General features: G+C 31.2%; 19 protein-coding genes. 10 read left to right on the top strand and 9 right to left on the bottom strand.

The window, feature by feature from the left end:
- Positions 1–117: 117 nt before the first annotated feature.
- From secG to miaB, 6 genes are all read right to left on the bottom strand, one after another.
- Positions 118–456, bottom strand: a complete 339-nt coding sequence (secG, locus tag L1S33_RS00140) for a preprotein translocase subunit SecG (protein ID WP_240551531.1) — start codon at positions 454–456, stop codon at positions 118–120.
- Entirely contained in the window at positions 457–1,197 is a 741-nt protein-coding gene (locus L1S33_RS00135) for a hypothetical protein (RefSeq protein WP_240560650.1), read from the bottom strand.
- Positions 1,191–1,691, bottom strand: a complete 501-nt coding sequence (locus L1S33_RS00130) for an LptE family protein (protein ID WP_240551533.1) — start codon at positions 1,689–1,691, stop codon at positions 1,191–1,193. Before L1S33_RS00130 ends, L1S33_RS00135 begins: the two co-directional genes overlap by 7 nt.
- 2 nt (positions 1,692–1,693) lie before the next feature.
- Positions 1,694–1,885, bottom strand: a complete 192-nt coding sequence (locus L1S33_RS00125) for a hypothetical protein (RefSeq protein ID WP_240560648.1) — start codon at positions 1,883–1,885, stop codon at positions 1,694–1,696.
- A gap of 11 nt (positions 1,886–1,896) precedes the next feature.
- Positions 1,897–3,117: a sigma-54 interaction domain-containing protein gene (locus tag L1S33_RS00120; RefSeq protein ID WP_240560646.1), complete on the bottom strand. Its 1,221-nt coding sequence runs from the start codon at positions 3,115–3,117 to the stop codon at positions 1,897–1,899.
- Positions 3,118–3,200: 83 nt separating this feature from the next.
- Entirely contained in the window at positions 3,201–4,658 is a 1,458-nt protein-coding gene (miaB, locus tag L1S33_RS00115; RefSeq protein ID WP_240560645.1) for a tRNA (N6-isopentenyl adenosine(37)-C2)-methylthiotransferase MiaB, read from the bottom strand.
- 206 nt (positions 4,659–4,864) lie between these two features.
- On the opposite strand from miaB, the gene topA reads away from it, so the two are divergent.
- The 7 genes from topA (at position 4,865) to L1S33_RS00080 (ending at position 14,493) form a co-directional block, all read left to right on the top strand.
- Entirely contained in the window at positions 4,865–7,360 is a 2,496-nt protein-coding gene (topA, locus tag L1S33_RS00110; RefSeq protein ID WP_240560633.1) for a type I DNA topoisomerase, read from the top strand.
- Between the two features lie 4 nt (positions 7,361–7,364).
- Positions 7,365–8,522: a formimidoylglutamase gene (locus L1S33_RS00105; protein ID WP_240560625.1), complete on the top strand. Its 1,158-nt coding sequence runs from the start codon at positions 7,365–7,367 to the stop codon at positions 8,520–8,522.
- 79 nt (positions 8,523–8,601) lie between these two features.
- Positions 8,602–9,969 carry a T9SS ring complex lipoprotein PorK/GldK gene (porK, locus tag L1S33_RS00100; protein ID WP_240560613.1) on the top strand — a complete coding sequence of 456 codons (1,368 nt, stop codon included), beginning with the start codon at positions 8,602–8,604 and terminating at the stop codon, positions 9,967–9,969.
- A gap of 52 nt (positions 9,970–10,021) precedes the next feature.
- Positions 10,022–10,654: a type IX secretion system motor protein PorL/GldL gene (gene porL / locus L1S33_RS00095; protein WP_240560612.1), complete on the top strand. Its 633-nt coding sequence runs from the start codon at positions 10,022–10,024 to the stop codon at positions 10,652–10,654.
- A 45-nt stretch (positions 10,655–10,699) separates the two neighbouring features.
- Complete coding sequence (gene porM, locus L1S33_RS00090; protein WP_240560611.1) at positions 10,700–12,238, top strand: type IX secretion system motor protein PorM/GldM; 1,539 nt, start codon at positions 10,700–10,702, stop codon at positions 12,236–12,238.
- A gap of 18 nt (positions 12,239–12,256) precedes the next feature.
- Entirely contained in the window at positions 12,257–13,117 is an 861-nt protein-coding gene (porN, locus tag L1S33_RS00085; protein WP_240560610.1) for a type IX secretion system ring subunit PorN/GldN, read from the top strand.
- Positions 13,118–13,437: 320 nt separating this feature from the next.
- Positions 13,438–14,493, top strand: coding sequence for an NAD(P)/FAD-dependent oxidoreductase (locus L1S33_RS00080; RefSeq protein WP_240560608.1), 1,056 nt, complete (start codon positions 13,438–13,440; stop codon positions 14,491–14,493).
- Between the two features lie 6 nt (positions 14,494–14,499).
- Here L1S33_RS00080 and L1S33_RS00075 read toward each other — a convergent pair whose 3' ends face one another.
- Positions 14,500–14,874 carry a DUF983 domain-containing protein gene (locus L1S33_RS00075; protein WP_240551542.1) on the bottom strand — a complete coding sequence of 125 codons (375 nt, stop codon included), beginning with the start codon at positions 14,872–14,874 and terminating at the stop codon, positions 14,500–14,502.
- 75 nt (positions 14,875–14,949) lie between these two features.
- Here L1S33_RS00075 and L1S33_RS00070 point away from each other — a divergent pair, with 75 nt between their 5' ends.
- Positions 14,950–16,866, top strand: a complete 1,917-nt coding sequence (locus L1S33_RS00070) for an ABC-F family ATP-binding cassette domain-containing protein (protein ID WP_240560606.1) — start codon at positions 14,950–14,952, stop codon at positions 16,864–16,866.
- Here the strand turns inward: L1S33_RS00070 and L1S33_RS00065 are convergent.
- Positions 16,856–17,491: a transmembrane-type terpene cyclase gene (locus L1S33_RS00065; protein WP_240560604.1), complete on the bottom strand. Its 636-nt coding sequence runs from the start codon at positions 17,489–17,491 to the stop codon at positions 16,856–16,858. The two genes, L1S33_RS00070 and L1S33_RS00065, sit on opposite strands and share 11 nt — an antisense overlap.
- A 319-nt stretch (positions 17,492–17,810) precedes the next feature.
- Between L1S33_RS00065 and L1S33_RS00060 the strand changes: the two genes are divergently transcribed.
- Together L1S33_RS00060 and L1S33_RS00055 are read left to right on the top strand one after the other, a co-directional pair.
- Positions 17,811–18,752: a 1-aminocyclopropane-1-carboxylate deaminase/D-cysteine desulfhydrase gene (locus L1S33_RS00060; protein WP_240551545.1), complete on the top strand. Its 942-nt coding sequence runs from the start codon at positions 17,811–17,813 to the stop codon at positions 18,750–18,752.
- Entirely contained in the window at positions 18,752–19,603 is an 852-nt protein-coding gene (locus tag L1S33_RS00055; RefSeq protein ID WP_240560603.1) for a glucosaminidase domain-containing protein, read from the top strand. The genes L1S33_RS00060 and L1S33_RS00055 overlap by 1 nt, the downstream gene beginning before the upstream one ends.
- A gap of 63 nt (positions 19,604–19,666) precedes the next feature.
- Here the strand turns inward: L1S33_RS00055 and L1S33_RS00050 are convergent, their stop codons facing one another.
- Complete coding sequence (locus tag L1S33_RS00050) at positions 19,667–20,797, bottom strand: vWA domain-containing protein (RefSeq protein WP_240560602.1); 1,131 nt, start codon at positions 20,795–20,797, stop codon at positions 19,667–19,669.
- Between the last annotated feature and the right edge of the window lie 242 nt (positions 20,798–21,039).

The raw sequence follows: 21,039 nt of genomic DNA, 5'->3' as shown, positions 1-21,039 counted from the left end.
GCCAATTGAATTCAACTGACAAATTTACGAGCTAATAGTTTTTTGCTTAAAATAGTTGTAAAAAAAAATGCCAACGTGTCATTTTCGTTGGCATTTTTAATAGTGTTATTTAGTAAACTACTGAATACTGTCGTTTCCAGTATTTGCTGGAGCTTCAACTGGAGTAGTAGCTTCTATTCCGTCTAAAGTATTATCTAATTGATGTGTATCACTTCCATTTCCTCTAGGAATAGCAAAGTTTGCTAATAAAATTAAAGCAAACATAGCAATTGCTAATGTCCATGTTGTGTTGTCTAAAAATTTGTTTGTGTTTTGAACACCTCCTAAAGATTGAGAACCGCCACCACCAAAAGAAGAAGATAATCCGCCACCTTTTGGGTTTTGAACCATTACTATTAAGATTAGTGCAATTGCAACAATTAAGATTAAAATTAAGATTAAACCGTAAGTTGTCATTTATTTTGAGTTTTGTAAAATTTGTATTCGTTTAATTTGGTCTGCAAAGAAACCACTTTTTTCTGGATATTTCAAACTTAAAATTTCATAAGCTTTTATAGCGTTTCCATACTTTTTTTGTTCAAGATAAACTTTAGCTAAAGTTTCTGTCATTAAAAGGGTTGGTTGCTCATTTTTATGAACTTTTACTTCAGAAATAGCACCTTTTTTTACTCTTGATATTTTAGGACTATTTTGTATGAATTTTTCTATAATTGAAATTTTATCCTCAGTTTTAGGCTTTTCAGAAGTTCTAATTATTGGTTTTTTAACAGATAATTGCAACCATTGATTAAAAGAGTGAGATTCGTTTTGTGTAAAAGAGAGAGGTTTTCCTAATGATAATTCTTCTTTTATGTCTAGAACTTCTTGCGGTTCTTCTTGTTGAATTTCTTCCGCTATTTGTTGATGAAGTGTTGCTTCTTTGGTTGAGGTTTCTTCCGTAAAAATAGTTGAAGTAATAAAATTGAATAATACGGTTCTATCTGTAGTGTAAGCTGCTGTGGTTTTAAGTTCATTATTGTATTTAAAACTTTTTTGGTTATTTAAAGCTTTTAAATATAATGATCTTGCACTTTGAAAATAAGGAAATTCATCAATAACCTTCTTTAATTCGGTTATTTCTTCTTGCTGAATTAAATGTGGTGTGTTAAGAATTTGTATGTATCTATTTTTATCCATTTCAGTTCTAACTGTTACCATTTTGCAACTGATGCATTAAAAATATCTTGCGTAATTCTTTCTATAATTTCTTCTAATGCCGTTTCTAAAACACCTCCAATTAATTGTACTTGTGCTCCGTAGTCTGAATAGAAAGAAAAACTTCTTTCAAAATCATCTTTCTCAACTAATTTGTTTGTAAATCTTACATTTACGGTAACTGTTAATCTGTTTTGAGATGCAGTTTGGTCTGCATTTGCACTCATTGGTGTTATTCTGTAACCTGTAATTTCACCTTGTAGAACTAAGTCGCCATTTGGACCTAAAGTTAAGTTGGTTTGTCTTGTAAATAAATCTTGTAAATCGTTCGTAAATTTTTGACTTAGTGTTGGTTCAACTAAAGAAGCTTGATTTGGGAAAAAATCTATTTGAATTGTTTTTGCATCACCAGTATTTCCTCCTGTAAAAGAATAAGCACCACAACCTACAATTGTAATTGCAACTATAACTAAAAAGCCAATTTGACGTAATTTCATAATTAATATGTGTTAGGTTTTTTCATGGTAATAAAAGCATAAAAATAACGACCTTCAACAGTAAAAGATGTAGAAACTAACCTGTAACCTTTGTAGTGTTTTTCATTGATTAAATCTTCTGCTTCAGTTTTAATTGTTTCTGAACTGTTTGGAGAAAAAGATTTTCTTATTTTAAAAATTTCTACTGCTTTCATGTATTAAAGTATTACAAATCGTATTGTTTAATTTTTCTGTACAGAGTTCTCTCAGAAATACCGAGCTCTTTTGCAGCCAATTTACGTTTATTTTTGTTTTTTTCTAACGATTTTCTAATCATTTCAATTTCTTTGTCTTGTAATGATAAGCTTTCATCTTCTTCTACGGTTTCTGCAAAATCGTAATTATTTTCAACCGATTTTTGTGGTAACTGTACAACCTCTACTTGATTTTGTAGAGCAGGTTTTTCTTCGTAAATACGTTCAATTAATCGGCTGTTTTCTTCTTGTACTTCTTCGGAATTACCATGTTGCATTAAGTCTAAAGTCAATTTCTTTAAATCATTAATGTCGTTACGCATGTCAAACAAAATTTTGTACATAATATCGCGTTCTGTAGAAAAATCATTTGCTGCTTTTTCTCCAAAAATTGCAGGTAAGTTACCGTTGTTGTTTGGTAGATATTGCACCATTTTATCCGCAGTTATTTGTCTGCTTTCCTCTACAACAGAAATTTGTTCTGCTATATTTTTTAATTGACGAATATTTCCTGGAAAACGGTAATTTAACAGCATTTTTACTGAATTGTCATCCAGTCTAATAGTTGGCATTCTGTATTTCTGAGCAAAATCTGAAGCAAATTTTCTGAATAACAAATGAATGTCTTCACCACGTTCTCTAAGCGCTGGTAAATTAATTTCAATAGTGCTTAATCTGTAATATAAATCTTCTCTAAATTTTTCTTTTGCTATTGCTTGTTGCATATTTACGTTGGTAGCTGCAACAATACGAACATTGGTTTTTTGTACTTGTGAAGAACCAACTTTTATAAATTCTCCATTCTCTAAAACACGTAATAAACGTACTTGAGTTGTTAATGGTAATTCTCCAACTTCATCTAAAAAAATAGTTCCTCCATCGGCAACTTCAAAATATCCTTTTCTGGTTGCAGTTGCGCCTGTAAAAGCGCCTTTTTCGTGCCCAAAAAGTTCACTATCAATTGTTCCTTCAGGAATTGCACCACAGTTTACAGCAATATATTTTGCATGTTTTCTGTGCGATAATTGATGTATTATTTTCGGAATATTTTCTTTACCAACTCCGCTTTCTCCAGTTACCAAAACAGAAATATCTGTAGGCGCTACTCGTAATGCTTTTTCTATTGCACGATTAAGTTGCACATCGTTACCGATAATGCCAAAACGTTGTTTTATTGCTTGTAGGTTTTCCATTTTTTTTCTTCAGAATAGAGAAAAAAGAATAGAGAGAAAAGAGGTGATCTTTGTTCTTGTCTCTTGCTTCTCTTTTCTAAAAATTAATTATTATCAGAATATCCAACAACAGTTCCTTTTAAGGTTGCTGAAGTGCAATCTTCAATTTTCACCATTACAAAATCACCTAATTTATAGTCTCCTTTTTCAAAAACAGCAACGGTATTTTGGGTATTTCTGGCTTTCCATTGGTTTGGATCTTTCTTAGAAGTTCCTTCAATTAAAAATTCTTCCGTCTTTCCTAAATGTTGTTGTGTTCTATATAAAGCGTGTTCTTGTTGTAAGTCGATTAATTCTTGTAAACGACGTTTTTTAACAGGTTCTGGTACATCATCTGCCATTTTTTTGGCAGCTAAAGTTCCTGGTCTTTCAGAATAGGTGAACATAAAACCGAAATCGTATTTTACGTATCTCAACAACTCTAAGGTGTCTTGATGATCTTGTTCTGTTTCTCCACAAAAACCAACAATCATATCTTGAGATAGTGACATTTCTGGAACAATTTTAAAAATATTGTCTACCAACTCCATGTATTCTTCGCGTGTATGTTGTCTGTTCATGGCTTTTAACATTGCGTTAGAACCACTTTGAACAGGTAAGTGTAGGTATTTACAAACGTTTTTATGTTTTGCCATTACATGTATTACGTCTAAACTCATATCCTGCGGATTAGAAGTTGAAAAACGAAAACGTGTTTTTGGGAATTCTGTAGCACACATATCTAACAATTCTGCAAATTCTACAGCTGTTTCTTGTGCTAATTCAGAGGCTTTTTTAAAATCTTTTTTTAATCCGCCGCCATACCATAAATAAGAATCTACGTTTTGACCAAGTAGTGTAATTTCTTTGAAGTTTTTATCAACCATAGATCTTATTTCTTCAATAATACTCTTTGGATCTCTACTTCTTTCTCTACCACGAGTAAATGGAACTACGCAAAATGTACACATATTATCGCAACCACGCGTAATAGAAACAAATGCAGAAACTCCGTTAGAGTTTAAGCGAACAGGAGAAACGTCTCCATAAGTTTCGTCTTTAGAAAGTATCACATTTACGGCATCTCTACCTGCGTCAATTTCTTCTAAAAGATTTGGAATATCTCTATAAGCATCTGGACCAACTACTAAATCTACAATCTTTTCTTCTTCTAAAAATTTTTCTTTTAAACGTTCTGCCATACAGCCTAAAACACCAACTTTCATGTTTTTGTTAGACTCTTTTTTTACTCTATTATATTTTTGCAAACGTTTTCTTACAGTAGTTTCGGCTTTTTCTCTAATAGAACAAGTGTTTACCAAAACTAAATCGGCTTCTTCTAAAATTTGAGTGGTGTTAAAACCTTGGTCAGAAAGAATAGAAGCAACAATTTCACTGTCGTTCATATTCATTTGACAACCATAACTTTCTATAAAAAGCTTTTTAGTATTTCCATCTTTATGCTCAGTAGTAAGTGCTTTACCTTGCACTCTTTCATCAATTACTTTTTCAATCGGTTCCATGTGTACTTTATTCGTGTAAAATAGAAGGCAAATATACAACCAAAATATAAGGATTGTGACAAATTGGCAGAATATTAACGGGTATTTTTCCATTAAAAACACCTTAAAATGGAATAAAAAATTTGTTTTTAAAAAAAACGTTCTACTTTTGCAAACTCATTACATCATATATATAAGGTGTAAGATATTGATAATTGAAAAGATTTATGGCAAAGAATTTAGTTATAGTAGAGTCACCAGCAAAAGCAAAAACCATTGAGAAATTTCTTGGAAAAGATTTTCAAGTAGAGTCTAGTTATGGACATATTGCAGATTTACCTTCCAAAGAATTAGGTATTGATGTTGATGGCGATTTTAGTCCAAAATATATAGTTTCCGACGATAAGAAACCAGTAGTTAAGAAATTAAAAACCTTAGCAAAGAAAGCAGAAACTGTTTGGTTAGCAAGTGATGAGGATCGAGAGGGAGAAGCAATTGCTTGGCATTTAAAAGAGCAATTAGAACTTAAAGATGAAAATACAAAACGTATTGTTTTTCATGAGATTACTAAAAATGCCATTTTAAAAGCAGTCGAAAATCCAAGAGATATAGACTATAATATGGTAAATGCACAACAAGCACGTAGAGTTTTAGATAGACTTGTTGGTTATGAATTATCGCCTGTTTTATGGCGTAAAGTAAAAGGAGGTTTATCTGCAGGTAGAGTTCAGTCTGTTGCTGTACGTTTAATAGTAGAAAGAGAAAGAAGTATTCAGGAGTTTACTTCAGAAACACATTATAAAGTAGTTGCTGAGTTTTCTAATAACGAAGGAAAGAAGTTTAAAGCAGCTATTCCTAAAAATTTCGATTCTAAAAAAGCAGCAGAAAGCTTCTTAGAGTCTTGTGCTAATGCAGATTTTTCTATTGCAGATTTAACAAAAAAACCCGCAAAGAAATCTCCAGCAGCACCATTTACAACATCAACTTTACAACAAGAAGCATCAAGGAAATTAGGTTTTCCTGTTGCCAAGACAATGCAAGTTGCACAACGTTTGTATGAAGCCGGTTTAATTACTTATATGAGAACAGATAGTGTGAACTTATCTGTAGATGCAAGAAATGCTGCTGAAGAAGAAATTACAAATTATTACGGAAAAGAATATAGTAAACAACGTGTTTTTAAGTCGAAAGCAAAAGGTGCTCAAGAAGCTCACGAAGCTATTAGACCTACAAATATGAAAATGCATTCTATTGATACTGAATATGATCAAACTAGATTGTATAATTTAATTTGGAAAAGAACATTAGCTTCTCAAATGAGTGATGCGCAATTAGAAAGAACCAATTTTAAGATTGAAAATTCTGAAAACGCAAAAATCTTTACTGCAAACGGAGAAATGATAAAGTTTGATGGTTTCCTTAAAGTATATTTAGAAGGAAATGATAACGAAGATGAAGAGCAAGCAGGAATGTTGCCGAATTTAAAAATAGGAGAAGCATTAGATTATACTTTTATAAATGCAACACAAAGATTTACAAGTCCACCTTACCGTTTTACAGAGGCTTCTTTAGTTAAGCAATTAGAAGAATTGGGTATTGGACGTCCGTCTACATATGCGCCAACAATTTCTACTGTTCAAAGAAGAGGTTATGTAGAAAAAGGTGAAGATGAAGGTGTAGAAAGAGGTTACGAGCAGATGATTTTAACTGCCGGAACTGTAAAAAGTCAAACCTTAACCGAAAAAACAGGATCTAATAAAAACAAATTAGTTCCAACTGATATTGGGAACATTGTAAACGACTTTTTAGTTGCTAATTTCTCTAATATTTTAGATTTCGGATTTACAGCTAAAGTAGAAAACTCTTTTGATGATATTTCTGAAGGTGATGAAGATTGGATAGAAATGATTAAAGGTTTCTATACTAAATTTCATGAAACTGTAGAAGATGTTAAAGAAAATGCAGATAGAGAAAGTGGAGAGCGCATCTTAGGAAAACACCCAGAATCTGGAAAAACGGTATTAGTACGTTTGGGTAAATTTGGGCCAATTGCACAAATTGGAGCGCCAGAAGATGAAGAGAAAGTATTTGCAAGTTTAAATAAAGACCAGAATTTAGGAACCATAACTATGGAAGAAGCGTTAGAGTTATTCTTGCTTCCAAAAACGTTAGGTTCTTATGAAGGTGAAGACGTAATTGTTTCTAACGGTCGTTTTGGACCATATATTCGTTTTGGAACCATGTTTGTTTCTCTTGATAAAGGAGAAAATCCTATGGAAGTAGATTTGCCAAGAGCACAAGAATTAATTGTAGCAAAACAAAAAGCAGACGCACCAATTTATCATTACGAAGATTTACCAGTACAAAAAGGTGTTGGGCGTTTTGGACCATTTATAAAATGGAACTCAATGTTTATCAACGTTAATAAAAAATACGATTTCGATAATCTTTCTGATGATGATATTGTTGAATTAATTGAAGTTAAAAAACAAAAAGAAATCGACAAAGTAATCCATAACTGGGAAGATGTTGGTATCCGTGTGGAAAAAGCAAGGTGGGGAAGATTCAACGTTTTAAAAGGGAAAATTAAAATTGAGTTACCTAAAACCACTGAAATAGAAAAACTTTCTAAAGAAGAAGCGGTAAAAATGATTGAAGCTAAGACACCAAAAAAGAAAGCAAAGAAAAAAGCACCAGCTAAAAAAACAGCAAAAAAGAAATAAGTAAATGATTGCAGATTTTTTATCACCTGTAAAAGAAACTGTTGTAGCACATCTTGTGTTGCAGTCAGATCAGGCTTTGGGAAATAATATTACTATTCACTCTCAGCAGGATGGTTTTCCAGAATTAGACGATGTTAAAATCGCCATTTTTGGTGTGCAAGAAGATAGAAATGCAGAAGATAATATTGGATGTGGCGAAAATTTACACAATATTAGAAAACATTTATATCAATTATTTCCAGGAAAATGGAATGCAGCAATTGCAGATTTAGGAAATGTTCAAAAAGGAAATACAGTAAAAGATACTTATTTTGCGGTTAGAGAAATTATTTCTCATTTGTTAAAAAATGATATAATACCAGTAATTATTGGAGGAAGCCAAGATCTTACATTTGCAAACTATAGAGCATATGATGTTTTAGAGCAAACCGTAAATTTAGTTTCTGTTGATAGTCGTTTTGATATTGGTACACTTGAAGATGAATTAACATCAACTTCTTTTTTAAGTAAAATTATTATGCAACAGCCTAATAATTTGTTTAATTATAGTAATATTGGTTATCAAACATATTTTAATTCACAGGAAGAATTAGAATTGTTAGAAAATATGTTTTTTGATGCATATCGTTTGGGTAAGGTTAAAGATATAACTTTAGTTGAACCAATAATGAGAGATGCAGATATTGTTTCAATTGATATTGGAAGTATCCGTCAAAGTGAAGCTCCTGCCAATAATAATGCGTCGCCCAATGGTTTTTATGGTGAAGAAATTTGTGCCATTGCACGTTATGCAGGAATAAGTGATAAAGTAACGTCATTTGGAGTTTATGAGTATAATTCTAAACACGATGCTAATTTTCAAACAGCGCATTTAATAGCCCAAATTATTTGGTATTTTATTGAAGGAGTGAATTTTAGGGCAAAAGATTATCCATATTCAACCAAAGAGAGTTATCAAAAATTCACTGTTTTATTAGAAGATGATGATCCAATTAACTTTTATAAAAGCGATAAGAGCGGTCGTTGGTGGATGGAAATAAATTTAATTACAAATAATAAATACAAAAGACATGCGTTAATACCATGTACATATCAGGATTATAAAGAAGCAATAGCACAAAAAATTCCTGATAGATGGTTTAAAGCTCTAAAAAAAATATAAAAAGACTAACAAAAAACGTTGTTTTTTAGTTAAAAAAATAATAGGTTTACAGACTTTTTTGAAAAGATATAGAAGTAATATGAAGAAAATCGCAGTATTTGCAGTACTAATAGCATTTATTTACAGTTGTGGCTCTAACGATAGAGGAGAACTTGTAGGTGTTAAATCTAAAAGAAAATGGTTTGCAGAGAAGCCTTTAGGAATGACATTAATTCCAGGAGGATCTTTTACTATGGGAAAACAAGATGAAGACCCATTAGCAACTATGAATGCTCCAACAAGAACAGTTACGGTTCAGCCATATTATATGGATGAAACTGAAATAACAAATAGTGAATACAAACAATTTGTTTACTGGGTTAGAGATTCTATTACTAGAACTAAGTTAGCATACCAAGCAGAATTTGCAGTTGGAGGAGACTCTGGTGTAGAAGGAGATGATGCTACAGGTATACAACGTTATGCGTTTGCATCTGCAGACACAACAAACCAAACAGCTTATCAAAAATACATGATAGAAAACTATTATGATTTAGGTGAAGGGTTAGATTCTTTAAAACCATTAAATTGGGAAGAAGAATTACTTTGGGATAAAAATGAATATCCAGATGCAGATTATGTAGAGGTTATGGACTCATTATATATTAAAAGAGACGAAGCTTTAAATGGAGTTAGAACTTTTAATACAAAGTATTTAGAATATCGTTTTTCTTGGTTTGATAATGAAGAAGCTGCACGTAAAGGAAAAAGTAGAAAAAACTTCTTAAAGCATGAAGCTGTAAATGTTTTTCCAGATACAACAGTTTGGATAAAGGATTTCAATTATTCTTATAATGATCCAATGCACCAAGAATACTTCGCTCACCAAGCTTATGAAGAATACCCAGTAGTTGGTGTTACTTGGGATCAAGCAAGAGCATTTTGTAATTGGAGAACAAAAATTAAAAACGCTTACCAAAGTTCAAGAAAAAAGTTAGGAAGTGTACCAGGATTTAGATTGCCAACAGAAGCAGAATGGGAATATGCTGCACGTGGAGGTTTAAAATACGCAAAATATCCTTGGGGAGGTCCAAGTACAACGAGCGACCAAGGTTGTTTCTTAGCAAACTTTAAACCAGTAAGAGGAGATTATGCAGCAGATGGAGCTTTATACACAGTAGAAGCAAAATCATACAATGCAAACGAATATGGTTTGTATAATATGTCTGGTAATGTAGCAGAATGGACTGCAACTGGTTACAATCAAATGTCTTACTATATGGGTTCTACTATGAATCCAAATGTAGAAAACAGAGAAAATAAAAAGAAAATAATTCGTGGAGGTTCATGGAAAGATGTAGCTTATTTCTTAGAGGTAGGTTCTCGTGATTGGGAATATTCTGATACAGCAAGAAGTTATATCGGTTTTAGAACAGTTCAAGATTACCTTGGAACTAAAAAGAATTAAATTTAATAATCAAACTTTAATATTTTAAACCCTTAATTAAAAGAAAAAAATTATGGCACAATCAAAATCAACTAAGAAATTATTTAACATGGCTTACGGTATCGGAGCTGCAGTAGTAATTTTAGGAGCTTTATTTAAAATTTTACACTGGCCTTATGGTAACGAAGTGTTAATGGTAGGTATGATAGTAGAAGCAATTGTATTCTTTATATCAGCTTTTGAACCAGTTGAGGATGATTTAGATTGGACCAAAGTATACCCAGAATTAGCAGGAGCAGAAAGTTCATCTTTAAGTGGAGATGCATCTCCAGCTGATGCACAAAGTTTATTATCTCAAAAATTAGATAACATGCTTTCTGAAGCAAAATTAGATGCAGGTTTAATGTCTCGTTTAGGAGATGGAATTAAGAACTTTGAAAATGCTGCACAAGGATTAACTTCTGCATCAGAAACTGTTTCTTCAACAAATAAATATAACGAGCAAATGTCTTTAGCTGCGGTTAAGATGGAGCAATTAAATAGCTTATATGTAAACCAAGTTGAATCTGCCCAAAAGCAATCAGAGTTAAATTCTGAAATGGTAGCAAATGCTTCTCGTTTACAAGAACAAATGGATTCTTTAGCAACTAACTTATCTTCATTAAATGGAGTTTACGGTGGTATGTTATCAGCAATGTCTAAATAATAATTAATTAGTTCAACTAATTTTAACTAAAAAAAACTAATTAATATGGCAGGCGGAAAATTATCTCCAAGGCAGAAAATGATTAACTTGATGTATCTTGTTTTTATTGCAATGTTAGCAATGAATATGAGTAAAGAAGTTCTTTCTGCATTTGGATTAATGAATAAAAAAATAGCAGACTCTAATACTAGAGCTGAAAAGAGTAATGCAGCTTCTTATGATGCATTAAAATTGAAAGCTTCTGAACAAGCTAAGCAATATGGTGATGCAAAAAGAAAGACAGATAGTATAAGAACTATGTCTGACGATCTTTATAATTATTTAGAAGGATTAAAAGGAGAAATGACTTCAGATGTTGAAGATAAATCTGCTTACGAAGAAATGGATAAACCAGACTTTTTAGATGAATACTTCTTTCAAGGAGGAAAAACTTCACCTAACGGTCAAGAATTTTTATCTAAAGTTAACAACTATCGTAATGAAACAGTTAAAATTTTAGGAAAAAGAGAATTAGCTGGTGTAGTATCTTCTCGTTTTGAAACTACTGATGTTACCGATAGTGAAGGAGTAACAAAAAACTGGTTAAATTATCATTTTGAAGGTTTTCCTTTAATAGCTTCTGTAACTAAGTTAACTCAAATGCAAGCAGATATTAAAGCTACTGAAGCAGATGCTTTATCTGCATTGCTAACACAAGAGTTATCAGCTGCAGTTTCTATGACAAACTACGATGCAATGGTGGTTTTTGACAAGAACGCATATTATGCAGGAGAAAAATTATCAGGAAAAATTGTATTAGGTAAAAACGATCCAAACTTAACAGCTGAAAGAGTTGTTTTAAATGGTAAGGATGTTGATAAATCTAAAATTCAGGCAGGTCAAGTTATTTTAGACGGACCAACTGGAGGAGTAGGAGATCACGATATAAAAGGTGAGTTTATGTTTAGAGAAGGAGATTCTCTAGTTAAAATTCCAATTAAAGGTTCTTACGCTGTAATTCCAAAACCAAATGAAGCGGTAATTTCTGCGGATAAAATGAATGTAGTTTATAAAGGGTTAACAAACCCAATGACTATTTCTATTCCAGGAATACCTACAAATAAAGTAAATGCTTCTGCACCAGGTTTAACTAAAGGTTCAGGAAGTAAATACAACATGCGTCCAACAGGAGCAGGTGGAAGTGATGTAACAATTAGAGTTTCAGGTAAATTGCCAGATGGTACACCAGTAAGTTCAAATAAAAAGTTTAGAATAAAAGATATACCAGCCGCAATGGGAATGGTAAGAGGTAAAACAGGTGTTGTAAGAATGCCAAAAAGTAGTGCTTCAAGAGCTCAAATTTCTGCAGGTTTACCAGATTTTTTATTCGATTTAAAATTACAAGTATTAAGCTTCAAAGTTAAAGTTCCAGGACAATTAACAGCAAATGTTAGTGGCTCTCAACTAAATGCTAAGGCTGCTAGTTTAATTTCAAAAGCCAGAAGAGGAGATATGATTACTTTTTACGATATAAAAGCAAAAGTAAGTAACTCATCTTACCAACTTAAGGAAGTAATACCTGTAAGTATAGAAATTACGAATTAATAGATAAAATTTAAAAGTATGAATTGGAAACGTTTTTATATGATTTTAGTGTTAGTTGCAACAGTAAGTGTTGCAAATGCACAATCTAATCTCTTAAATGCCAAAAAAGCTGGTGAGATTGGTGTAAAATCTGAAGAGCAAAAAGCAGTAGACAAAGATAAACCATTACCTTACGGTTATATAGCCGATAGAGATGTTTTATGGTCTAAGGTTGTTTGGGAGTATGTAGATTTAAGTCAAAAAATTAATTTACCATACTATTTTCCAATCGATACTTTAAACGCACCAGCAAATCGTCGTTCATTATTCGATACGCTTTTAAAAGGAGTAAAATCAGGACAACTTACAGAAGTGTATACCGATTCTTATTTTACTACAAAAGTGAATGTAGATGAGTTAGATCAATTATTAGTAAACTCACGTCAAGTAGGAGATTACGTTGATAATTATGAAATCAAATCTGACCGTATTGAAGGATATATGTTAAAAGGAATGTGGTATTTTGATAAACGTCAAGGTGAATTAAAATATCGTTTATTGGCAATTGCGCCAATGGGTCCAGACGTACAATCTTTAGGAGTTGAAGAAATAGACGATTCAGAAAATGTATATGAACTTTTCTGGGTATTTTATCCAGAAGCAAGAGATTTATTACATAAAACGAAAGTCTTTAACCCTAAGAATTCATCGCAACCAATATCATACGATAACTTGTTAAACGCACGTAGATTTAATGCAACTATTGTAAAAGAAGAAAACATTTACGGTAATAGAGGTATTAAAGATTACGTTCGTGGAAACTCTTTATTTCAACTGTTAGAAGCAGATAAAATAAAAGACGGTATCCGTAACAGAGAAATGGATATGTGGAATTACTAACCACAATTCAATAAATAAAACAAAAGCGTTCTTTTTAAAGAGCGCTTTTTTTATGTGAAGCAATTTCCTGCTTTCACTACTCCCTTTTTGTTCATTCTTCACAAAAGAGCTCAAACAAACCGTTCAATCAGGGCTAAACCTGTTTGCAAGCTTTTTGTTCCAGTTTTTTCAACTATGTTTCTATGTATTAACATCAAACAGTTTGTTTAAGTAACAGAAAATTTAAAGACGTTCGGTTATCCCCTTGAGGGAATTTTAGGGGTGTTTTTTAACGCAATATAAAAATCAAAACATTAATAAACAATCCGTATTTTTGAAGCGTGAAAGTAGATTATATAATAGTTGGTTTAGGACTTGCTGGTTTAGCATTTGTAGAAGAATTAGTAGCAAATAAGAAAAGTTTTATAGTTTTTGAAGATAGCTCTCAAACATCTTCTTTAGTAGCAGGAGGAGTTTATAATCCCGTTATTTTAAAAAGGTTTACTCCCGTTTGGAACGCAAAAGAACAATTAGCAGTTGCACTTCCCTTTTACGAGAAATTAGAAGGTAAATTCAATACAAAGTTCGATCAAAAATTTACAACCAAAAAAGTTTTTAAATCAATAGAAGACCAAAATAATTGGTTTGAAGCTTCCGATAAACCAAAACTAACAGCTTATATAGATCCAAATTTAGATACCAAAAGTTACAATGGAGTACTAGCAGATTTCTCATTTGGAAACGTAAAAGAGACTGGTAGAATAGATACAAAAAAACTAGTTGAAACCTATAGAGATTATCTAGAAAGTGAAAATGCTATTAGATTCGAGAAGTTTGAACATCAACAAATAGAATTTCAAGAAAAAACAGTTACTTACAAAGAAGTAGAAGCAACAAATATTGTTTTTTGTGAAGGCTATGGAGTTACAGAAAATCCGTTTTTTAATAAATTACCTTTAAACGAAGCAAAAGGTGAGTTAATTACCATTCATGCGCCAGAATTAGATATTAATTTCTTATTAAAATCAACACTTTTTGTACTTCCTTTAGGAGATAATATTTACAAAGTAGGTGCAACTTTTAATTGGACGGATAAAACATCTAATCCTTCTGAAGAAGGAAAAAAAGAACTCGTTGAAAAATTAGAAAAGGTAATTAACGTTCCCTATAAAATTATTGAGCAAACAGCAGGAATAAGACCAACAGTAGCAGGACGAAGACCTTTAGTCGGTGTACATCCAACATATAAAAACTTGGTTGTTTTAAATGGTTTAGGAACTCGCGGAGTTATGATTGCTCCAACAGTTGCTAAGCAATTGTATAATCACTTAGAAAATGGTGCAGACTTAGACGAAGAAATCGATATAATAAGATTTATCAAAAAGTTGAAGGCCTAAAAAAAATTACTTTTTCTTTTTGTAATGCACAAAAATATTAATCCAAATAATTCTAGAAAGACGCAGGCAAAAAGGTGTAAGTAGTATTGAAACTACTATTATTGCGATAAAGCTTTCTAAAATAGTAAGTCCTAAAAGTACTTTAGCAATAATAAATACAGCCACAAAAGTAGCTACGGATAAACCATAATTTACATACATTGCTCCATAATAAAATGAAGGTTCTAGCATATATTTTTGGTTGCAAACCTCACAATTATCGTAAATTTTAAGAATTTTTGAAGGTTTAATTGTAAAAGGATACTTAAAGAATTTACCTTCATGGCAATGTGGACATTTACCTGTAAAAATACTGTAGAGTTTTGTTCCTTTTTTAAACATCTTGCGTTATAATTTATATACTTTTGCAAAGGTAATTTTTTTATCCATTTAATTAAGTAACATTTATTACATTCTATGCTTAACGTACACAATTTAACGGTTTCTTTTATGGGAACCGATTTGTTTTCTGGTATCACTTTCAAATTAAATAAAGGTGATAGAATTGGTCTTATTGGTAAAAACGGAGCAGGAAAATCTACTTTATTAAAAGTCCTTTCTAAAGATATTGAGTCTAGTGGAGGTTCAATGGCTTTTGATAAAGATATTAATATGGGTTTCTTACGTCAAGATATAGACTTTGTAGAAGGAAGAACAATATTAGAAGAAGCGTACCAAGCCTTTGTAGAAATTAAAGAAATAGAAGCTAAGCTAGATGAAATTAACGAGCAACTTGCTACAAGAACTGATTACGAAAGTGAAGAGTATTCTCAATTAATTGTAGATTTAACTGAGTTTACTGAGCGTTATGAGTTGCTAGGAGGTTATAATTACCAAGGAGATACAGAGAAAATTTTACAAGGTTTAGGTTTTCAAAGAGAAGATTTTGATAAACTAACAGATACTTTCTCAGGAGGTTGGAGAATGCGAATTGAATTAGCAAAATTATTACTTCAAAATAACGATATTTTATTGTTGGATGAGCCAACAAATCACTTAGATATAGAATCAATTATTTGGTTAGAGAACTTCTTAAAGTCGTATTCTGGTGCAATTGTATTGGTTTCTCACGATAAAATGTTCTTAGATAACGTAACTAATAGAACTATAGAAATTTCTTTAGGTCAAATTTATGACTACAAAAAACCGTATTCAGAATTCTTATTATTAAGACGAGAAATAAAAGAAAAGCAGTTACAAGCACAGAAGAATCAAGAGAAAGAAATAAAGCAAAAACAGCACTTAATAAACAAATTTAAAGCAAAAGCAAGTAAGGCTTCCATGGCGCAATCTTTAATGAAACAACTTGATAAAGTTGAATTAATTGAAGTGGATCAAGATGATAACCAAGCGATGAATGTTCGTTTTGCAATTTCTAAAGAGCCTGGAAAAATTATTGTTGAAGCTGAAAATCTTAGCAAAAGTTATGGAGATAAACATGTTTTAGAAGGTGTAGATTTATTAATTGAGCGTAACAGTAAAATTGCTTTTGTTGGTCAAAACGGTCAAGGAAAATCTACGTTAGCAAAAATGATGGTTGGAGAAATTCCGTTTGAAGGACATCTAAAACTCGGTCATAATGTAGAAGTAGGGTATTTCGCTCAGAATCAATCAGAACATTTACCACCAGAAAAAACGGTCTTGCAAATTATGGAAGATGCAGCTACAGATACAAACAGAATGCGTGTTAGAGACATGTTAGGTTCGTTTTTATTTGGAGGAGATGCAGTAGATAAAAAAGCAAAAGTGCTTTCTGGAGGAGAAAGAAATAGACTTGCATTATGTAAATTATTATTGCAGCCATTTAATGTTTTAATAATGGATGAGCCAACTAACCACTTGGATATTGCCTCTAAAACAGTATTAAAAGAAGCGTTAAATAATTTTAATGGAACGTTAATTGTTGTTTCTCACGATAGAGATTTCTTACAAGGATTAACTACAACTGTGTATGGTTTTAAAGATAAAGAGATTAAAGAATATTTAGGAGATATAGATTATTTCTTAGAGCAACATAAAATTGAAAATCTTAGAGAGGCAGAAAAAAGAACTGTTGTAAAAGTTGAAAAAACACCTGCTAAGAAAGAAGCGCATCAATTATCTCGAGATCAGGAAAAAGCTTTAAAGAAGTTAAAGAATAAACTTAATAAAATTGAAACTGAAATTGCTGATTTAGAAAAAGAAATTAGCAAAATTGATCTACAATTAGCAGAAAACTACGATGAAGTTTCTTCGAAACCGAATTTCTTTGAAAACTATAAAGCTAAAAAGAAAAAAGTAGAAGATTTAATGACAGATTGGGAAACTGTAGAGGAACAGGTTACTAATTTTTAGTATTTAAAGCTTTACCAACAAGGTAAACATAATAGAAATCTATAATAAAAGTAATAAACCCAATATACATTATTGAGTCTATTTTTCCGCCTAAACGGTTAATTCCAAGAACACCAACAAGAATTGTAATAGCTAAAGTTCCTATACATTTAGCCGATGCAATTAACAATGATTGTCCTTCTAAATTACTTCTTTTATAAAACATTCTGATAAATAGAATAGACATTAATAAGTTAATCCAAAAGCCAGAATAAACGGCACCTTGTATTAACCCTAATTTATATCCGATGTAATGTTGTAGGCAAAAAGATAGTAGCAAAATTGAAATTGAATATAGATAAAAGAACTGTTTTTCTTTCTTTAATTCTTTATTTCCATACTTAAAATAAGAGTATAGAATAAGCATATCTAATAAAGTCCAAACAATATTTATTTTTGTAGAAATATGAAAACCTGCAAAAAGATATCCTTGTATTGTGTTGTAAACTTCCCAAGAAAAATTAAGCGACAATGCTAAAAAAGGCATTGCATACGTTTTGTCTTTTAAGCCTTTTTTAGCAACAGCTATATAAGCTATAGACCAAAAAACGCCACAAACAATTAATAAGATTAACTTTAAATTCATAGGTTTTCTTTTTTTGTTATCCTTTTGGCTAATTTATTAATATAAACCAATTTATTTGGTTTATTGAATTAGCAAATATAATTTTAAAAAGCATTCAAATAAATAATGATTTCTTTCTTATTTTAAATTATTTTTATAATTTTAAGCCAAAGTTACTATTATCATAAAGTTAAATTTTATTAAAAAATAAACGTTTTTTATAGGTTTTCGTTATTATAAATACAAAATCAAACACTATTTTTGCAATTATCTAACCTTTTGGTAAAGGTAGAGAGCTAACCAGATAAATTTATAAATCCAGTTTTTGGAAAATACTAATATGAATATTTTTAAAGAAGGAATTACAACCCAAAATCAACAAATTAATCTATCTATTCTAGAAGAAAAAGGAGTGGAATTATTTGTAAAAAGAGAGGACGCAATACATCCTTTTGTGTCGGGTAATAAATTCAGAAAATTAAAATATAATCTTCAAGAAGCGCAAAAATTAAAGAAAAAAATACTGTTAACTTTTGGAGGAGCTTTTTCTAATCATATTGTAGCAACAGCTGTTGCGGGAAAGAAAAGTGGTTTTAAAACAATTGGTGTTATTCGCGGAGAAGAGTTAGGTCTTAATATAAAGGAAACCTTAAAAAATAATGCAACTTTAAGAGAAGCACATGAAAATGGAATGCATTTTCAGTTTGTCCCTAGAGATGTTTATCGCCAAAAAACATCGTTTGGTTTTATTGAAAAGTTAAAAAACAGATGGGGAGATTTTTACCTTATTCCTGAAGGTGGTACAAATTGTTTAGCGGTAGATGGTTGTCAAGAAATCTTAACAGAAGAAGATAGTCAATTCAATTATATCTGTAGTGCAGTTGGTACTGGAGGTACAATTGCAGGGTTAGTTAATTCAGCAAAAAAGAACCAGAAAATATTGGGCTTTCCTGCTTTAAAAGCCTATTCTTTAGCTGATGATATTAAGAAGTACACAACAAGAAATGATAATTGGAAATTGCAAAAGAAATATCATTTTGGTGGCTATGGAAAATATAATGAAGAACTAATTCGTTTCATTAATGAATTTAAAGAAGAAACTACAATTCCATTAGACCCAGTTTACACAGGTAAAATGTTATTTGGAGTTTTAGATTTAGTTGGTAAAGATTACTTTGAAAAAGGAAGTAAAATTTTAGTAATTCATACTGGAGGTTTACAAGGAATTGACGGAGTTAATGCGCAATTAAAGACAAAGAATAAAGAGTTAATATTGGTTTAATGAGGTTAAAATATTTTATAATAATTGTTCTGTCAACTTTAGCATTTTCAAGCTGTGGTTCAAAGAAAAAGGTTGTCCAACCTACAAAACCAGTTGTTGTAATTGTTGAAGAAACTCCAGAAGAGCAACCAAATGTTAACCAAGAAGAACATGTAGAGGAGATTGTTAAAGCTAATCCAAATTTAAATAGATACACTTTACAATACATTAATAAATTTGCGCCAATTGCTGTTTCAGAAATGCATGCGCATAAAGTTCCTGCAAGTATCACATTAGCACAAGGAATTTTAGAATCTGGAAATGGTCGTAGCGATTTAGCAACTCGTTCTAACAATCATTTTGGAATAAAATGTCATAGAGGTTGGCAGGGACAAAAGGTACTGCATGATGATGATGAAAAAGGGGAGTGTTTTAGAAAATACCAACATCCAGATACTTCGTTTAAAGATCATTCACTTTTTTTAGCGGGAAGAAAAAGATATGCAAGCTTATTTACTTTAGATCCTAAAGACTATAAACGTTGGGCAAAAGGATTGAGAAAAGCTGGTTATGCTACCGATCGAAAATATCCAAGTAAATTAATAAGTATTATTGAAAGGTATAAATTGTACGAGTTTGATTATGCCAAGTCACAACAAAACAATACTGTTGTTGAAGAAACTACTGAAATTGTGAAAGAAGAACCTAACATTGTAATAGAAAATACGGTTGGTAATTATTATCAAGTAGTAAAAGGAGATACACTGTATTCAATTTCTAGAAAGTATAATACTACTGTTGAGAAGTTAAAAGAAATTAACGGGTTAACAAGTAATGAAATTAGTATTGGGCAACATTTATTGTTAAACTAAAAAAGTTCGCAGAGATTTCTATAAATCTCCACGAACCCACTAACTAAATCAACCAAAACTGTTTTACCAAGTGTAACTTTTCTTTTTCGCTTGTTTTTTTATGGCGTTAATCATAACGCTATTTAGCTCATCTTTGTTCGTTTTTTCTAGCTTTTTTTTAGTAACAAAAGCTCTACGTTTTTTATCTAATTCTTTTATTTCTTGTTGAATTTTAGCACGTTCTTCACTTTTTGATTTTACATATTTTTTTATTTCTTCAGTAGATTTACCTTGCAATTCTTTAGGTAATTGTTTCTTTTTTATCTTGTTGTAATTAAAGTCAGCTTCTTTTTCAGCATCCACCAAATCCCAGTTTTTATTATTATACAAACGAGAACTTTTACTAACTGCACGTTTAACAACCACAACTTCGTCTAATGTTTCGGCGTTCATATCTTGTGTGTATTGACTTGCAAATTTTGAAGCACCCTTATTACCATAATAAACATAAGTTTTGTTTAAACGCTTATTTAAGATGATAATTTCATCATCATAAGGAGTTACAACATGTACAATTTTTTTATTGTGGTTTATAGTCATATAATCTCCATTTCCATGCGTTGCTCCATCTTGCCACATTCCTGAAACTCCAGATCTATAATCACCACAAAAAATAGTATTTACAACAACATCGTTTTCTTTAGCATTGGTAATTGCGTCTTTGTAAAATACATTTCCTTGCGTAAAAGGTTCGTTACCAGCAATAAAAATCATTTTTAAATCGTCTTTATTTTTACCCCATTCTAACTCGTTTATTGAAGTCTGAATAACTTTACCACAATACTCGCTTCCGCCGTTTGTAGTTAAAGAAAATAATCGTTCTGAGATTTCATCTAAGTCTGTACTAAAGTGTAAAACCTTTCTGATAAAACCACTTTCCGAAGATATTCTGTCGTTTCCATATTCATACAAAGCAATTTCTAAATTAGGTTTTTCGTTGCCGCATTTTGCATATGAAAGTTCGTTTACAATTTCCCATAATTGCGCTTTTGCCTGGTTTATTAATCCGCTCATGCTTCCGCTTGTATCTAATAATAAAGCAACTTTAATGGTGTTTTTTTTCTTCGGATTTTTCTCAGATGCATTTGCATTTCCACAAGAAATTAATCCTAAGAAAAGGAACGAAAGGACGAATGTTTTTACTGATGTTTTCATAATGTTTTAGTTTTTTTAAGTTATAAGTTATTTTACGGTTTGTATCAGTTTGATGGTATAAAACTACCGTCAACTTTTTTATTAAAAAAACTAGAATGAGTAAAGTGTGCTTTTGAATGAGTGAACGAGAATAAGAATTGAGTAAACTATGTTTTTAAGCTTGTTTAGATTGATTTTATTGGGTTTTCACGTTTTTTTGGTTGGTTTTTTGTGTTTAAGTTTACCAAGAAATTAAAACTAAT

Source organism: Tenacibaculum aquimarinum (genome assembly GCF_022478115.1).
Taxonomy (GTDB): domain Bacteria; phylum Bacteroidota; class Bacteroidia; order Flavobacteriales; family Flavobacteriaceae; genus Polaribacter; species Polaribacter aquimarinum_A.
This window is presented reverse-complemented; position numbering and strand designations above follow the sequence as displayed.

Coding starts and splice junctions, on each gene's coding strand:
- L1S33_RS00050 (WP_240560602.1), bottom strand. CDS start 20,797: ATGAAAACATCAGTAAAAACATTCGTCCTTTCGTTCCTTTTCTTAGGA.
- L1S33_RS00075 (WP_240551542.1), bottom strand. CDS start 14,874: ATGTTTAAAAAAGGAACAAAACTCTACAGTATTTTTACAGGTAAATGT.
- miaB (WP_240560645.1), bottom strand. CDS start 4,658: ATGGAACCGATTGAAAAAGTAATTGATGAAAGAGTGCAAGGTAAAGCA.
- L1S33_RS00065 (WP_240560604.1), bottom strand. CDS start 17,491: ATGAATTTAAAGTTAATCTTATTAATTGTTTGTGGCGTTTTTTGGTCT.
- porM (WP_240560611.1), top strand. CDS start 10,700: ATGGCAGGCGGAAAATTATCTCCAAGGCAGAAAATGATTAACTTGATG.
- L1S33_RS00125 (WP_240560648.1), bottom strand. CDS start 1,885: ATGAAAGCAGTAGAAATTTTTAAAATAAGAAAATCTTTTTCTCCAAAC.
- L1S33_RS00135 (WP_240560650.1), bottom strand. CDS start 1,197: ATGGTAACAGTTAGAACTGAAATGGATAAAAATAGATACATACAAATT.
- L1S33_RS00070 (WP_240560606.1), top strand. CDS start 14,950: ATGCTTAACGTACACAATTTAACGGTTTCTTTTATGGGAACCGATTTG.
- porK (WP_240560613.1), top strand. CDS start 8,602: ATGAAGAAAATCGCAGTATTTGCAGTACTAATAGCATTTATTTACAGT.
- L1S33_RS00120 (WP_240560646.1), bottom strand. CDS start 3,117: ATGGAAAACCTACAAGCAATAAAACAACGTTTTGGCATTATCGGTAAC.
- L1S33_RS00105 (WP_240560625.1), top strand. CDS start 7,365: ATGATTGCAGATTTTTTATCACCTGTAAAAGAAACTGTTGTAGCACAT.
- porL (WP_240560612.1), top strand. CDS start 10,022: ATGGCACAATCAAAATCAACTAAGAAATTATTTAACATGGCTTACGGT.
- L1S33_RS00130 (WP_240551533.1), bottom strand. CDS start 1,691: ATGAAATTACGTCAAATTGGCTTTTTAGTTATAGTTGCAATTACAATT.
- porN (WP_240560610.1), top strand. CDS start 12,257: ATGAATTGGAAACGTTTTTATATGATTTTAGTGTTAGTTGCAACAGTA.
- secG (WP_240551531.1), bottom strand. CDS start 456: ATGACAACTTACGGTTTAATCTTAATTTTAATCTTAATTGTTGCAATT.
- L1S33_RS00055 (WP_240560603.1), top strand. CDS start 18,752: ATGAGGTTAAAATATTTTATAATAATTGTTCTGTCAACTTTAGCATTT.
- L1S33_RS00060 (WP_240551545.1), top strand. CDS start 17,811: ATGAATATTTTTAAAGAAGGAATTACAACCCAAAATCAACAAATTAAT.
- topA (WP_240560633.1), top strand. CDS start 4,865: ATGGCAAAGAATTTAGTTATAGTAGAGTCACCAGCAAAAGCAAAAACC.